The sequence below is a fragment of the Mesorhizobium sp. B264B1B genome, from assembly GCF_020165765.1.
Lineage (GTDB): Bacteria > Pseudomonadota > Alphaproteobacteria > Rhizobiales > Rhizobiaceae > Mesorhizobium.
The window spans coordinates 1-13,609 of sequence record NZ_JAIUIS010000022.1; the positions used below are offsets into that span (position 1 = coordinate 1).

A 13,609-nucleotide genomic window follows, 5' to 3' on the forward strand; every position below is an offset into this window, starting at 1 on the left:
TGAACCGCTTCGACGCCAAAACAGAAGCGGACAGATCATGTGCTACCAAACCGGACAACTTGATTAGCTACCGACACCGGTACGCCGGGGGATCGTTCACGTTTTGATCTGTGCTGGCCGGCCGAATCGTCTATGCTATGTGCATGAACGACCTGACATCCATCCTTTCGGAACCTGTCGCCCGGCTTGGCGCGACCACGATCACGCTCGGCCATGCGCTGGCGTTCGGGGCCTTTGTGTTTCTTGGCATGTTCGTGGCGCTTGTCGTCGCGCTGTGGCGCTCGGCCAAGGCGCGCGCCGTGGCCGCTGCCGAAGCCGCCGACCATGCCCGCGACGCCGAGGCGCGGATGGCCGGCATATTGCAAAGCCAAGCCGAGATGCAGGGCCGCATGGGCGCCATCGCGGAAGTCTTCGGCGCGCGGCAGGCGGAACTGACGCAATCGATCGGCCAGCGCCTCGATGCCATGACCGGCCGCCTCGGCCAGACCATGACCGAGCAAACCAAATCCACTCATGAGAGCCTGGCCAAATTGCAGGAGCGGCTGGCCGTCATCGACACCGCGCAAGGCAACATCCAGTCGCTCGCCGGCCAGGTCGTGCAATTGCAGGCGATCCTCTCCAACAAGCAGACGCGCGGCGCCTTCGGCCAGTCGCGCATGGAAGCGATCGTCGCCGACGGTCTGCCGCACGGCGCCTACGAGTTCCAGGCGACCTTGTCCAACGGCAGCCGTCCCGATTGCCTGGTGAAGATGCCCAACGGCGCGCCGGCGCTTGCCGTCGACGCCAAGTTTCCGCTGGAAGCCTGGAACGCCATCCGCGCCGCCGAAGGCGCCGAACAGCAGAAGGTCGCGTCGCAGGCCTTCCGCCGCGACATCGAGGTGCATGTCCGCGATATCGCGGATAAATATCTGATCCAGGGCGAGACGCAGGATACCGCCTTCATGTTCGTGCCGTCGGAATCGGTGTTTGCCGAGATCCACGAAAATTTCGAGGCGGTGGTGCAGAAGGCGCACCGCGCCCGCGTCGTCATCGTCTCGCCGTCGCTCCTGATGCTGTCGATCCAGGTCATCCAGGCGATCCTGAAGGATGCCCGTATGCGCGAGCAGGCACACCTGATCCAGGGCGAGGTGATCCGGCTGATGGAGGATGTTTCGCGCGTCGACGAGCGGGTGCGCAAATTGCAGGGCCATTTTGCCCAGTCGGCCAAGGATATAGACGACATCCTCGTCTCGACGTCGAAGGTGACCAAACGCGGCCAGAAGATCGAAGCTCTGGAGTTTGGGGCGCAGCCCGGAGGCGATGCCGACCCTGACATGGCGTCACCAGCCCCTGCGAAGCCGGAACCCGGCCCGCGCGTTGTCGATTCCCCACGCGTTGCCGATTCAAAGACCGGCCAGCTCAGGCTGAGGGTCGTCGAAGGCGACGAATGAGGCGCCGCACCGGACGGCGCTACTGCTCCTCCACTGTGGTCATGCCGTGAAATTCAGGTAGCCAGTGAAGCGCCGAGCGGTGCCATTTTTGCAGTGTCGGAATCAAATCCTGGCGTTGCCGCGCGGTTCCCACTCGAATGCCGTAGACCTTTGGGCCATCTCCGACCGACGTGGCGTAAAGGTGCGAACCGCAGTCGGCGCAAAAGGCCTGGACGCGCTTGGCGCCGCTTGCCACGGTCTTGATGTAGACCTTCGGTGTACCCTTTGTGATCCGGTAGTGATCTTCAGGCGCCGGAACGGTGACGCGAAAGGCCGTACCGGTCAACTGTTGGCAATCGGTACAATGGCAGATCGAGGTCTTTTCCGGTTCGACCTCCGCCTCATAGGTGATGGCACCACAATGACAGCCGCCGTCGATCTTCATAATCAGTCCTCCAAAACTCGATCGGCTGATTTTAGCGGCGCAGCGTCGCAAGGCAACGACGCGACGCTGGTCCAAGACATAATCCCGAGGAGTGGAATGTGGTTTCGAGACCTGCTCAAAACTCTACTCGGATGCCGATTCGATCAGCTTGCGCCGCTGTTCCCAGGTGCCTGTCGTCTGCGGCTTGACGAACAGCCGGGTGATCTCGGGCATTTCCTTCCTTAGCCGCGCTTCGAGGCGCTCGACGCAGGCTTCGATTTCCGGCGCGGACAGATGGTCCTCGAATTCGATGCTCAGGCCGGCAACGATTTCTTCCGGCCCCAGGTGGACCGTCAGGACGCCGTTCGCCCGCTGCACCGCCGGATCCTGCTGCGCGATCGCCAGCACTTCTTTCTGCACCGCAGGCGAAGCAGGCTCGCCGATGAGCAGCCCCTTGCTCTCGCGCGCCAGGAAGGCCGCGGTCGCACCCAGGATCAGCGCAATGCCGATCGAGGCGGCGCCGTCCAGTTCCGGCATCTCGAAAATCTCCGCCGCCAATATGCCGGCAAAGGCGACGATCAGGCCGAGAAGCGCGGCACTGTCCTCGAACAGCACTGTGTAGACGCTTGGATCCTTGCTCGATTGCACGGCCTGCAGCCAGCCCTGCTGGCCCTTCTGCCGGCGGAATTCCCTCAGCGCCACCAGCCATGAGCTGCCCTCGAACAGAAACGACAGGCCGAGCACGATGTAATTGACCCTGACATTGGCGGCCGGTTCGGGCGCAATGATGTGCGTCACGCCTTCGTAGAACGATACGCCGGCGCCGAGCGCGAAGACGAGAAGCGCCACGATGAAGCTCCAGAAGTAGAGCTCGCGGCCATGGCCGAGCGGATGCGCGCGGGTGGCCGGGCGTGCGGCGCGATGCATGCCATAAAGCAGCAGGCTGCCATTGCCGGTATCGACCAGCGAATGCACGCCTTCCGAAAACATCGCCGAACTGCCGGTGAAGAAGGCTGCGACGAATTTGGTCAGCGCGATCGCGAGATTGCCGGCGAGCGCCGCGTAAATGACCGTTCGAGAGCCGCCATGCCCCGCCATTGCTTCCCTGTCGTCCTGTCCGACACGCGAAGTCTAGAGTAATTGCAGGAAAAGTGGGAGCCGATTTCCTTGAGATCATGCTGCGGGCCCGCCGAAATTCCGCGGCCATCGCGACGCACCAACACCCCGTCCGTTCAAGTCGCTGCGCGCCGGTTCGGATTCATAAGGCCGCCGAAACAGGTTGCCGGTTTTCGCGGCCGTCACCGCGAACGGCCCTTGCCTACAGGCATTTCTCTTGTTTCACTTCACTTCCCGCAACTGGAGGAACGAATCATGGCAAAAGGTGCGATGAAGGCAGGCAAGGAGGCCCGCAAGCCAAAGAAGGACGCCAAGAAGCCGGCCGCTGCTCCCACGCTCAAGGCGCCGCCGGTCAAGGCAACGAGGCTCAAGGAAAAATAGTCGCGTGCCTCGGATGGAGTTCGCCGGCGGCGTTCGGAACACCGCCGGCAGTTTGTTGATCGGGCGTTAAGACACCCTATATCTGGTGCGGGGACGACCCCACATCTCCTGAAATCCGGTCGGGACGACCCGCCCACTGTCTGATAGGGCATCGGCTGCCGCGGTGCTCGGTCGATCGCGCATTGCATCGTCCTGAACGGACGTCGGTGCGATGCTTGGATGGAGCGTTCCCCATGTCATGGATTTTTCTGTTTTTCGCCGGCCTGTTCGAGATCGGCTGGGCAATCGGCCTCAAATATACCGACGGATTCACCCGCCTCGTCCCGACCGTGCTCACGGTCGCCTCGATGATCGTCAGCCTCACGCTGCTTGGACTGGCGCTGAAAGCGCTGCCCGTCGGCACCGCCTATGCGGTGTGGACCGGCATCGGCACGGTCGGCACGGCGCTGCTCGGTATCTGGCTGCTCGGCGAGCCGGCGACCGTCATCAGGCTCGCCTGCATCGCGCTCATCGTCTGCGGCATTATGGGGCTGAAATTCGCGGCGTAAAGCAATCCAGGAAGCGAAGCGGTTTTCCATCCGGAATTGCGTCGAAGCAAACAGAGCAATTTTGCGAAAGTCGCATCACGAACGGCGTCGGCAATCGCATGAATTGGCGCGCGGACAAACGCATGCAGGGCCGCTTCGCAGCGACCCTGATCCTCGAAGCAGCTTGCTCCGGCGGTCTGAGGCTAGCGGCCGGTAAAGCCTGGCGGTGTCCTGCCGGTGCGCGCCTTGCGCGCCGCATAGCGCGCGTCGCGCTTCGCCTTGCGCTCGGCCTCGTCGGCCAGCAGACGCGCGATGCGCTCGGCCTCTTCGGCTTCCCGAATCCTGGCTTCCGCCTGCGCCGCCTCTTCGGCCGCGACCCGTGCGGCTTCGGCTGCGGCCTCGCGCTCGGCCTTCTCGATTGCCTCGCGTGCCAGCCTTTCCTGCTTCAGCCTCGCCTTCTCGGCCTCGCGTATCTCACGCGCCGCAAGGATAGCCTTGCGTTCGGCCTGTCGCGCCAGCACCGCGGGATCGTCCGCCGCCGGCTTCGACTTGAAGCGCTCCAGAAGCGCCTTCTTTGCCTCGTTCGCGGCGTTGCGCCGCTCGAAAATGTCTTTTTCCCTGTAGATAGCCAAGTCCACTTCCCTGAAGTCAATTCGCGACGCTTACATACGCGCGAAAACCGGGAGTTCAAGCGCCAAAACGGTATGCCAGCCATGAAATTCCGTGCTGTTGCAGCCGGGAGACGCCTTCGCGGCCGAAACGGACACGCACTGTTCGCAGTCAGACCCTCTGGTGGTGATACGGGCTGATCGCTACCTCTAGCGCGAAAATCAAACGCCAGGATGACACCAGATGGAACTCGGTCTCTACACTTTCGCCGACGTCAGCCCGCAGCCGGGCCCCGGCGCAATCGGCCCGCACGAGCGGCTGCGCAACCTGATCGAGGAGATCGAACTGGCCGATCAGGTCGGCCTTGACGTTTTCGGCCTCGGCGAGCATCACCGGCCGGACTATGCCGCGTCCGCGCCTGTCGTGGCTCTGGCCGCGGCGGCCGAGCACACCAAACGCATAAAACTGACCAGCGCCGTCACTGTCCTGTCCTCGGACGATCCGGTCCGCGTCTTCCAGCAATTCGCCACGCTCGACCTTCTTTCCGGCGGCCGGGCCGAAATCATGGCCGGGCGCGGCTCGTTCATCGAGTCCTTTCCGCTGTTCGGCTACAATCTTGAGGATTATGACGAGCTGTTCACCGAAAAGCTCGACCTGCTGCTCGCCATCCGCGATCAGGTGAAGATCACCTGGTCGGGCAATCTGCGCGCGCCGATCAACGATCGCGGCGTCTACCCGCGCCCCTTGCAGGAAAAACTGCCGATCTGGATCGCCATCGGCGGCACGCCGCAGTCCGCCGCCCGCGCGGGCGCGCTCGGCCTGCCGCTGGCGCTCGCCATCATCGGCGGCGAGCCGGCGCGGTTCGCGCCGCTGTTTGACCTCTACCGCGAGGCCGCCAGGCGCGCGGGCGCCGATCCGAAGGGTCTTGCCACCAGCATCAACGTCCACGGCTTCATCGCCGACACGACCGAGAAGGCGGCCGACGATTTCTATGGCCCACAGGCCGAGGTGATGAACCGCATCGGCCGCGAGCGCGGCTGGGGTCCGACCTCGCGGGCGCATTTCGACCAGTCACGCGGCCCGAGCGGCGCCTTGTTCGTCGGCAATCCCGAGCAGGTGACCGAGAAGATCGTCACCCAGCACAAGATCTTCGGCAACGACCGCTTCCTGCTGCAGATGGCGATCGGCATCATGCCGCATGCCAAGATCATGAAGGCGATTGAACTCTACGGCACCAGGGTGGCGCCGATCGTGCGCAAGGAAACGGCTGACGCCGTCCCGGCCCCGGCGCCTGCCGCGTAGTGTTGCACTTCCGCGAAAAATTGCGCGGGAACAATAACCGCGACGGCGGGCCTCGTGGGCTCGCCGTCAACGCCGGCTAACGGAACCTTGGAACGGCAGGGGCGTTTTCTCAGCGGTTGCGCCAATTGCGGTGCGCCGCCGAGGGACCGTGATGAAAGCTGACCCCACCGCTTCGGTCGCGGGCGTTTCCGAAGCAGAAGAGGCGCGCATCGCCGCCCGCGCCGACACGCATCTGATACGCTCGCTGCTCGTCGGCATCTTCATCTTCATGGCCATCTACGCGCTCTATTTCGCCCGTGCCTTCTTCATGCCGGTCATACTGGCCTTTCTGCTGGCATTGACGCTGACGCCGATCGTCAGGCTTCTGCGCAAGCGCGGCATCCCCGAGGTGATTTCGGCGACGCTTCTGGTGCTTCTGTCCCTCTGCCTCTTCGCCAGCGCCGGCTACCTGCTGAGCGGCCCGGTGATCGATCTCATCAACAACACTTCGTCGATCGGCCAGCGGCTGACCGAGCGGCTGGCGCATTTGCGGCCTCCGCTCGAGAGGATGATGGAGGTTACACATCAGATCGAAGGCCTCACCGAGACGTCGCAGGAACCGGGCATACAGAAAGTCGCGGTAGCCCAGTCTGGCTTCCTGTCGTCGGCGGCCTCGAACATTCTTTCGGCGGGAACAAGCCTGACCATCATCTTCGTGCTGTCGCTGTTCCTGCTCGCTTCAGGCACGATGTTCTATGAAAAGATCATCCAGTCCTTCGCCAGCCTCACCGAGAAGAAGCGGGCGCTGCGCGTCGTTTACGACGTGGAACGGGAAATCTCGCACTATCTGCTCACCGTCACCATCATCAATATCGGCCTCGGCACGATCATTGGCCTTGGGCTGTGGGCACTCGGCATGCCCAATCCGCTCGTCTGGGGCGCCACGGCCGCTCTGCTTAATTTCCTACCCTATGTCGGCGCCATGATCACGCTCATCGTGGTTACGATCATCGCGCTGATCAGCTTCGACACGATCTCCTATGCGTTGTTGGCGCCTGCCTTCCTGCTTTTGTGCGACATCGTCGAAGGCCAATTCGTAACGCCGATGGTTGTCGGCCGGCGGCTCGAGATCAACGCCGTGGCGATCTTCATCGCCATTGCCTTCTGGTCATGGCTATGGGGCTTTGTCGGCGCGCTGATGGCGGTGCCGCTGCTGGTCCTCATCAAGGTGTTCTGCGATCACTTCGACGGTCTGAGCCATGTCGGCAACTTCCTGGCGGCACAACATCTCTCGGCGGTGGAAGATGAGGCCACCGAGGAAGGCAAGGCTCCGGCATAAAGCCGCGCGTCCGGTTTGCGGCGCCTGGCTCGAATGCCTATATCCGGCCGGTCCAATGGCCGGTGCCCTTCCCATGAGCGATGCTTCCTTCGACCTCGACGACTGTTTCGCTCGCATCGGCCATGCCGGCTTGCGCGATGCGCCGCTGGGCGCGTCGCCAACATTTGCTGTCGACAGATCCGGGCTTGCATTTCCTGTCCATCATCGCGGCACCCCCGCCGAGCAGAAGCGCATGGCCGCGGCCAGCGGATTTGCCGATGCGCTCGGGGGCGGCTTGGCATCCTCATTCCCGACCGCACGGCCTTCGAGGCAGGGTGCTTGAGATAAACCTCGTGGAGACCTGACATGGCAGTCCTTTCCGTCCTCGACCTGTCGCCGATCGTCGAAGGCAGCGATGCCTCGCAGTCGCTGGCCAATTCGCTCGATCTTGCCTGCCATGCCGAGCGGCTGGGCTACAAGCGCTATTGGCTGGCCGAGCATCATAACATGCCGGGCATCGCAAGTGCCGCCACCTCGGTCGTCATTGCCCATGTCGCGGGCGGCACCAAGACCATTCGCGTCGGCGCCGGCGGCATCATGTTGCCCAATCACTCGCCGCTGGTCATCGCCGAGCAGTTCGGCACGCTGGCCGCCTTGTTCCCCGGCCGCATCGATCTCGGCCTCGGCAGAGCGCCCGGCACGGACATGAACACGGCGCGCGCCTTGCGCCGCAATCTCGAGGCCGGTGCCGACAATTTTCCGCAGGACGTCGTCGAGCTGATGGGCTATTTCCTGCCGGCGGAAGAGGGCCAGCGGCTGCGCGCCGTGCCGGGTGAAGGCCAGACCGTGCCGGTCTGGATCCTCGGCTCCAGCCTGTATGGCGCCCAGCTTGCCGCCATGCTCGGCCTGCCCTACGCCTTCGCTTCGCATTTCGCGCCGGCCGAGCTAGACCATGCGCTGGACATCTACCGCTCCCGCTTCCAGCCGTCGGAACAGCTCGACAAGCCCTATGTCATGCTCGGCCTCAACGTCTTTGCGGCGCCCACCGACACTGAGGCACGACTGCTGTTCACCTCGCTGCAGCAGGCTTTCGTCAATCTGCGCACCGGCCGCCCCGGAAAATTGCCGCCACCGGTTGAGAATTATGACCGCGACCTCGATCCGATGGCCAAGTCCATGCTCGGCCAGGCGCTGTCCTGCGCCGTCGTCGGCTCGCCGGAAACGGTGCGGCAAGGCATCGACGCCTTCGTTCGCCGCACCGGCGCCGACGAATTGATGGTCACCGCGCAGATATTCGATCATGCGGCTCGGGTGAGGTCCTTCGAAATCCTGGCCGACGCCCACAAATCGCTGTCGCAAGCGGCGTGAGATTTCCAGCTCGGCGCTTGCCGATAGCGATTCAACCGCTGAACCGCTCTACGCACTCACGCTCTGCGCCACCGCTCCCAGCGGTCGGCATGAATTGCGGATCATCAGCCGGCCTTTGAGCACCAGCTTGCGCGGCGGCGCGTCGCGATTTCCGGCAAGGCGGTCGAGCAGCAAATTGGCCGCCTGTTCGCCGATCGCCTGCACCGGCTGTGCCACCGTGGTCAGTTGCGGGACAAACACGTCCGACCACGGAAAATCGTCGAAACAGGCGATCGAAACATCTTCCGGGCAGGACAGGCCGATATCGCGGATCGCCTTCATGGTGCCGATCACCATCGGATTGTTGGCGGAGAAGATCGCGCTCGGCCTGTCGTGCAGCGACAACAGCTGCATGGCCGCGTTATAGCCGTCGATCTCGTGAAAATTGCCGGAACGTACCAGCTCCTCGGCGACCGGCAGGCCGGCTGCCTGAAGCGCTTCGCGATATCCGGCCATGCGATCATGCATCGGTGAGATATCCGACGTTCCGGTGATGTAGCCGATGCGCCGGTGCCCGAGATGGATCAGGTAGGTGATGGCGTCGAACACGGCGCGCTGGTTGTCGAGCACCACGGCATCCGTGTCGACGCCGTCACAGATGCGGTCAAGCAGGACGACCGGCACGTTGGCGTCGTCGACGATGCGCTTGAGGATCGTCCCATCGCCGACGCGCGCCACGATCAGCCCGTCGACCATACGGTCGAGCAGCAGCCTGATCTGGTCGTCCTGGGTGTTGAGGTCCTCGTCCGTGCAGCACAGCATGACCGCATAGCCGGCGCGGTCGAAGGCCTGCTGGATGACTGACACGACATCGGTGAAGAACGGATTGGTGATGTGCGGGACAGTCAATCCAATGGTGCGCGTGGTGCCCATTTTCAGGCTGCGGGCGATCGCATTGCGCTTGTAGCCGATATCGCGGATCGCCTGCTCGATGCGCTGGCTGAGCTCCGGGCTGACGGTCGCCGTGCCGTTGATCAGGGCCGAAACCGTGGCGACCGACACGCGCGCCGCTTCGGCCACGTGAAGCATGGTCGGCGCCGTCGATTTTCGCTGCCTTGTCTTGCTTGGCCCTGCCATTTTCGAAACGTTTCGCCGCCTCACTATACCTCATACCTACGGAATATCGCGGTTTTTCGCAAGAATTGAAATGAGGCAATCTCGCTTAACCAGATAGAAGCTTGACAGGATCGAAACGTTTAGAATAGCGTTCATGAGGTCAGACGACGACGGAAGGGAGGCCGCCTTTGTCATGGAGCACGGAAATTCCATCGCGCGTCGGGATGTTGCGGCGGATCGTTCGGATGTCGTCCTAAGCGCTGAGCACGTATCCAAGAGCTTCGGCGGCATTGCCGCCTTGGTCGACGTCGGTTTCGAGCTGCGGCGCGGCGAGGTCCACGCCTTGATGGGCGAGAACGGCGCCGGCAAGTCGACGCTGATGAAAATCCTTTCCGGTGTCTACACGGGTTATGAAGGCACGGTTCGCGTCGACGGCGTAGCCGCGAATTTCGCCGGCGTGCGCGACGCCGAGGCCGCCGGCATTGCCATCATCCACCAGGAGCTCAACCTGGTTCCCGAACTCAGCGTCGCCGACAACATCTTTCTCGGGCGCGAGAAGCTGATCGCCGGACTGATCGTCGACCGCAAGGCGAGCAGCCGCGCCGCCAGCGCCCTTCTGCAGCGGCTGGGCATCGAGCTCGACCCGGAAGCCCGTGTCGGCACCTTGCGCGTCGGCGAACAGCAACTGGTCGAGATCGCCAAGGCGCTGTCGATGTCGGCGCGCATCCTGATCATGGACGAGCCGACTTCGGCGCTCTCTCCAGCCGAATGCCAGAGGCTGTTCCGCATCATCCGCCAGCTTGCCGACAGCGGCGTCGCCATCGTCTACATCTCGCACCGCATCGACGAGGTCATGCACCTGGCGGGCAGGGTCACGGTGTTTCGCGACGGACGCCACGTGCTGACGCGGCCGATGGGCGAGCTCGACGAGAACGCCATCATTTCGGCAATGGTCGGGCGAGACCTGCTGGCCTCCTCGGAAGAGGAGCGCCGTTCCGGCGGCGAAATCGTGCTTTCCGTCGAGAACCTGTCGCTGACGAAACCCGACGCCCATGGCTGGCGCACCGTGATCGACGGAGTCAGCTTCGAACTCGCCGAAGGCGAGATCCTTGGCATTGGCGGGCTGCTGGGTTCAGGGCGCACCGAAATCCTGGAGGCGATCTTCGGCTCGAGCGATGGCCGCACCGGCGGCGAGATCCGGCTCGACGGCGCGCCGGTCGAGATCCGCTCGCCGCGCGATGCCAGGCGCCTCGGCATTGCGCTCGTGACCGAGGACCGCAAGACCCAAGGCCTGCATCTCCAGGCTTCCATTACAGACAACGTCGCATTGCCGCTGGTCGGATCGCTGGCGCGCTTCGGCATCCGTTCTCTGGCCGGCGAACAGGAGCTGGCGCGCCACGCGATCCGGGCGCTCGGCATACGCTGCGAGGACATCGACCAGCCAGCCGGCACGCTGTCGGGCGGCAACCAGCAGAAGGTCGTCATCGGCAAATGGCTGGCGACACGGCCGCGCGTGCTTCTTCTCGACGAGCCGACGCGCGGCATCGACGTCGGCGCCAAGCGCGAGATCTACGATCTCATCTTCAAGCTTGCGCGCGACGGGCTGGCCATTGCCGTCATCAGCTCCGAATTGCCGGAACTGCTGCACCTCTCCGACCGCATTCTGGTGATGGCCGATGGCCGCCAGACCGGCATCCTTTCCCGCGATGCGGCGAGCGAGGAGGCCATCATGCGTCTCGCCGCGCCGCGCCGCACGATTTCGAGACCTGCCGCATGACCGCCTTGAAACTCCTGTCCCGCACCAAGCTCTATTGGGGTCTCATCGCCATCTTCCTGATCGGCGTGCTGGGCTCGCCGGTCAGCTCCAAGGGCAACAACATCTTCCTGTCCTACGGCAATCTGCTCGACGTGCTGCGCCAGGTGTCGACCACCGGCCTGATCGCCACCGGCATGACGGCGGTGATCATCACCGGCGGCATCGATCTTTCGGTCGGCTCGCTGATGGCAATCTGTTCGGTGGTCTGCGCCATGCTGCTGACGGTTCCGGGCGTGACGCCGGGAGTGGTGCTTGGCGTGCCCACCGTCGCCGTGGTGGCGCTCTGCCTCGGCTTCATCGTCACCCGCTTCATCTTCCTCAATCTCGAAAAGTCGCGCGCCGGCGCCGATGCCTCGCGCGACGCAAGGCTGGGCCGCGCCCGCGGCCTGGTCACGCCGGCAATCGTCGGCGTGGTCCTGTGCTGTCTTTCCCTGTGGTACCTGCTGCCGCAGGTCGAGCCCAAATTCGGCGTCCTCGGCGTGCTGCTGGTCGCGCCATGCGTGGGCCTGCTGTTCGGTGCGCTCAACGGCTTCATCATCGTTGCCGGGCGGCTGCAGCCCTTCATCGTCACCCTGGCGATGATGGTGACGGCGTTGGGCATCGCCCGGCTGACCGCCGGCCAGAACAATGCTGTGCTGCCGGTCTATACCGGCTCGAACGCCACCGAGGATTTCGAGCTGCTGCGCTCGATGGTGTTCGGCGTCATTCCGATGCCCGGCCTGTTCTTCCTCGGCGCCATCCTGATCTATGGCGCGGTGCTGCGCTTCACGCCGTTCGGCCGCTATGTCTACGCCATCGGCGGCAATGAGGAGGCGGCCAGGCTTTCCGGCATCGCCGCCGGCCGGGTCAAGATCGTCACCTACGCCGTTTCGGGCCTGCTCGCCGGCATTGCCGCGGTGCTCTATGTCGCGCAGTACCGGCAAGGCAAGCCCGATGCCGGCGCCGGCCTGGAGCTCGACGCCATCGCCGCCGTGGTCATCGGCGGCACCAGCCTGATGGGTGGGCGCGGCAGCCTCACGGGGACGTTCTGCGGCGTGCTGATCTTCGGGCTGCTGTCCAACATATTGCAGCTCCACAACATCAATTCGAACCTTCAGCTGGTGCTGAAGGGGATGATCATCATCGGCACAGTGCTCGTGCAGGAGCGCAATGCCGGTGATCTCCTAGCCTATCTGCGCCTGCCCGGAGCGGCGCACAAGGAAACGGCCGCGGCAAAACGGCCGTCGCAAGAGACCCGGTCTCTCAATCTCGGAGGAAACAAGAAATGAAACGACGTGACACGCTGAAGCTTGCCGCCCTTGGCGCGGCATTGCTGACCACCACCGCGCTGCTCTCCACCGGCCACGCCTTGGCCCAGGACAAGAAGTGGAAGATAGGCTTCTCGCAGGTGACGACCATCGAGCCTTGGCGCGCGCAGTTCAACAAGGACATACTGGCCGAGGCCGCAAAGCACCCCGAGGTCGAGCTGATCATCACCGACGGCGAGGACAAGACCGAGAAGCAGGTCGCCGATGTCGAGAACCTGATCCGCCAGGAGGTCGATGCGCTCTTGGTGTCGCCGAAGGAATCGGCCGGCCTGACCGGCGTCGTGCAGCAGGCGATCGACGCCAAGATCCCGGTCTTCGTGCTCGACCGCAATGTCGACACCAAGGACTACACCCAGTTCGTCGGCGGCGACAACAAGCTGATCGGCCGCGCGGCCGGCGAATATGCAGTCGAGCTGCTCGGCGGCAAGGGCAAGGCATCGGGCAATGTCGTCGAGATCTGGGGCGGCATGGGCACCCAGCCGGCGCATGACCGTCATGACGGGTTCCATGAGTTTACCGACAAGGAGCCGGGCATCAAGTACCTGCTCGACCAGCAGTCGGGCGACTGGAAGCAGGACCAGGCCTATAATCTGATGGCCAACGCGCTGAAGAGCAACGAGAAGATCGATCTCGTCTACGGCCACAACGACCCGATGGCCTATGGCGCCTATCTTGCCGCCAAGGATGTCGGCCGCGAGAAGGACATCAAGTTCATCGGCATTGACGGCCTGCCCAACGAAGGCGTGCAGATGGTGAACAAGGGCGAGCTGACGGCGACCTTCACCTATGTCACCCCGGGCGCCGAGGGCCTTCGGCAGGCGATCAAGTTCCTCAACGGCGAGAAGGTCGAAAAGACCATCACCTTGCCGACGCAGAAGATCACCAAGGAAAACGCCGCCCAGGTGCTGAAGGACAACGGCCTCTGAGATTTCGCCGGAGATAAGCGGCGCCCTTCCTC

The 13,609-nt window shown here is 63.7% G+C and carries 14 protein-coding genes; 10 read left to right on the forward strand and 4 right to left on the reverse strand.

Annotation, left to right across the window (positions count from 1 at the left end; genetic code table 11):
* Nucleotides 1-143 precede the first annotated feature (143 nt).
* On the forward strand, nucleotides 144-1,430 hold the full coding sequence (locus tag LB547_RS30025) for a DNA recombination protein RmuC (RefSeq protein ID WP_140582827.1): 1,287 nt from the start codon (nucleotides 144-146) through the stop codon (nucleotides 1,428-1,430).
* 19 nt (nucleotides 1,431-1,449) lie between these two features.
* On the opposite strand, the gene LB547_RS30030 is transcribed toward LB547_RS30025, so the two are convergent.
* A complete protein-coding gene (locus LB547_RS30030; RefSeq protein WP_140491431.1) occupies nucleotides 1,450-1,854 on the reverse strand; it encodes a GFA family protein in 405 nt (134 codons plus the stop codon).
* A 123-nt stretch (nucleotides 1,855-1,977) separates the two neighbouring features.
* Entirely contained in the window at nucleotides 1,978-2,931 is a 954-nt protein-coding gene (locus LB547_RS30035; protein WP_140524219.1) for a cation diffusion facilitator family transporter, read from the reverse strand.
* Nucleotides 2,932-3,204: 273 nt separating this feature from the next.
* Here LB547_RS30035 and LB547_RS32445 point away from each other — a divergent pair, with 273 nt between their 5' ends.
* Both LB547_RS32445 and sugE read left to right on the forward strand, forming a co-directional pair.
* Nucleotides 3,205-3,330 carry a hypothetical protein gene (locus tag LB547_RS32445; protein WP_140491427.1) on the forward strand — a complete coding sequence of 42 codons (126 nt, stop codon included), beginning with the start codon at nucleotides 3,205-3,207 and terminating at the stop codon, nucleotides 3,328-3,330.
* A gap of 233 nt (nucleotides 3,331-3,563) precedes the next feature.
* The gene (sugE, locus tag LB547_RS30040) at nucleotides 3,564-3,878 is read left to right on the forward strand and encodes a quaternary ammonium compound efflux SMR transporter SugE (RefSeq protein ID WP_140491423.1); all 315 of its coding nucleotides are present in this window, start codon (nucleotides 3,564-3,566) and stop codon (nucleotides 3,876-3,878) included.
* 182 nt (nucleotides 3,879-4,060) lie between these two features.
* On the opposite strand, the gene LB547_RS30045 is transcribed toward sugE, so the two are convergent.
* Nucleotides 4,061-4,489, reverse strand: coding sequence for a DUF6481 family protein (locus LB547_RS30045; protein ID WP_140491421.1), 429 nt, complete (start codon nucleotides 4,487-4,489; stop codon nucleotides 4,061-4,063).
* 220 nt (nucleotides 4,490-4,709) lie between these two features.
* Between LB547_RS30045 and LB547_RS30050 the strand changes: the two genes are divergently transcribed.
* The 4 genes from LB547_RS30050 to LB547_RS30065 all read left to right on the forward strand — a co-directional run bounded on the left by LB547_RS30050 (nucleotide 4,710) and on the right by LB547_RS30065 (nucleotide 8,433).
* Complete coding sequence (locus LB547_RS30050) at nucleotides 4,710-5,768, forward strand: LLM class flavin-dependent oxidoreductase (protein ID WP_140763976.1); 1,059 nt, start codon at nucleotides 4,710-4,712, stop codon at nucleotides 5,766-5,768.
* A 151-nt stretch (nucleotides 5,769-5,919) separates the two neighbouring features.
* Nucleotides 5,920-7,086 (forward strand): AI-2E family transporter, encoded by a 1,167-nt coding sequence (locus LB547_RS30055; protein ID WP_140491417.1) that lies wholly within the window; start codon nucleotides 5,920-5,922, stop codon nucleotides 7,084-7,086.
* 73 nt (nucleotides 7,087-7,159) lie between these two features.
* The gene (locus LB547_RS30060) at nucleotides 7,160-7,408 is read left to right on the forward strand and encodes a hypothetical protein (RefSeq protein WP_140763979.1); all 249 of its coding nucleotides are present in this window, start codon (nucleotides 7,160-7,162) and stop codon (nucleotides 7,406-7,408) included.
* A gap of 23 nt (nucleotides 7,409-7,431) precedes the next feature.
* Nucleotides 7,432-8,433 carry an LLM class flavin-dependent oxidoreductase gene (locus LB547_RS30065; RefSeq protein WP_140628662.1) on the forward strand — a complete coding sequence of 334 codons (1,002 nt, stop codon included), beginning with the start codon at nucleotides 7,432-7,434 and terminating at the stop codon, nucleotides 8,431-8,433.
* Nucleotides 8,434-8,481: 48 nt separating this feature from the next.
* Here the strand turns inward: LB547_RS30065 and LB547_RS30070 are convergent, their stop codons facing one another.
* Nucleotides 8,482-9,501 (reverse strand): LacI family DNA-binding transcriptional regulator, encoded by a 1,020-nt coding sequence (locus LB547_RS30070; protein ID WP_140491411.1) that lies wholly within the window; start codon nucleotides 9,499-9,501, stop codon nucleotides 8,482-8,484.
* Between the two features lie 220 nt (nucleotides 9,502-9,721).
* Here LB547_RS30070 and LB547_RS30075 point away from each other — a divergent pair, with 220 nt between their 5' ends.
* Genes LB547_RS30075 through LB547_RS30085 form a run of 3 tightly spaced genes read left to right on the forward strand, consistent with a single transcriptional unit; the run spans nucleotide 9,722 to nucleotide 13,577 of the window.
* Nucleotides 9,722-11,305, forward strand: a complete 1,584-nt coding sequence (locus LB547_RS30075) for a sugar ABC transporter ATP-binding protein (RefSeq protein ID WP_140764030.1) — start codon at nucleotides 9,722-9,724, stop codon at nucleotides 11,303-11,305.
* The gene (locus LB547_RS30080) at nucleotides 11,302-12,612 is read left to right on the forward strand and encodes an ABC transporter permease (RefSeq protein ID WP_140559058.1); all 1,311 of its coding nucleotides are present in this window, start codon (nucleotides 11,302-11,304) and stop codon (nucleotides 12,610-12,612) included. Before LB547_RS30075 ends, LB547_RS30080 begins: the two co-directional genes overlap by 4 nt.
* A complete protein-coding gene (locus LB547_RS30085; RefSeq protein ID WP_140551609.1) occupies nucleotides 12,609-13,577 on the forward strand; it encodes a substrate-binding domain-containing protein in 969 nt (322 codons plus the stop codon). Before LB547_RS30080 ends, LB547_RS30085 begins: the two co-directional genes overlap by 4 nt.
* Nucleotides 13,578-13,609 lie beyond the last annotated feature (32 nt).

Excerpts from the sequence above, each read along its gene's own strand:
- LB547_RS30025 (WP_140582827.1), top strand. The coding sequence starts at position 144 with ATGAACGACCTGACATCCATCCTTTCGGAACCTGTCGCCCGGCTTGGC.
- LB547_RS30030 (WP_140491431.1), bottom strand. The coding sequence starts at position 1,854 with ATGAAGATCGACGGCGGCTGTCATTGTGGTGCCATCACCTATGAGGCG.
- LB547_RS30035 (WP_140524219.1), bottom strand. The coding sequence starts at position 2,931 with ATGGCGGGGCATGGCGGCTCTCGAACGGTCATTTACGCGGCGCTCGCC.
- LB547_RS32445 (WP_140491427.1), top strand. The coding sequence starts at position 3,205 with ATGGCAAAAGGTGCGATGAAGGCAGGCAAGGAGGCCCGCAAGCCAAAG.
- sugE (WP_140491423.1), top strand. The coding sequence starts at position 3,564 with ATGTCATGGATTTTTCTGTTTTTCGCCGGCCTGTTCGAGATCGGCTGG.
- LB547_RS30050 (WP_140763976.1), top strand. The coding sequence starts at position 4,710 with ATGGAACTCGGTCTCTACACTTTCGCCGACGTCAGCCCGCAGCCGGGC.
- LB547_RS30055 (WP_140491417.1), top strand. The coding sequence starts at position 5,920 with ATGAAAGCTGACCCCACCGCTTCGGTCGCGGGCGTTTCCGAAGCAGAA.
- LB547_RS30060 (WP_140763979.1), top strand. The coding sequence starts at position 7,160 with ATGAGCGATGCTTCCTTCGACCTCGACGACTGTTTCGCTCGCATCGGC.
- LB547_RS30065 (WP_140628662.1), top strand. The coding sequence starts at position 7,432 with ATGGCAGTCCTTTCCGTCCTCGACCTGTCGCCGATCGTCGAAGGCAGC.
- LB547_RS30070 (WP_140491411.1), bottom strand. The coding sequence starts at position 9,501 with ATGCTTCACGTGGCCGAAGCGGCGCGCGTGTCGGTCGCCACGGTTTCG.
- LB547_RS30075 (WP_140764030.1), top strand. The coding sequence starts at position 9,722 with ATGGAGCACGGAAATTCCATCGCGCGTCGGGATGTTGCGGCGGATCGT.
- LB547_RS30080 (WP_140559058.1), top strand. The coding sequence starts at position 11,302 with ATGACCGCCTTGAAACTCCTGTCCCGCACCAAGCTCTATTGGGGTCTC.
- LB547_RS30085 (WP_140551609.1), top strand. The coding sequence starts at position 12,609 with ATGAAACGACGTGACACGCTGAAGCTTGCCGCCCTTGGCGCGGCATTG.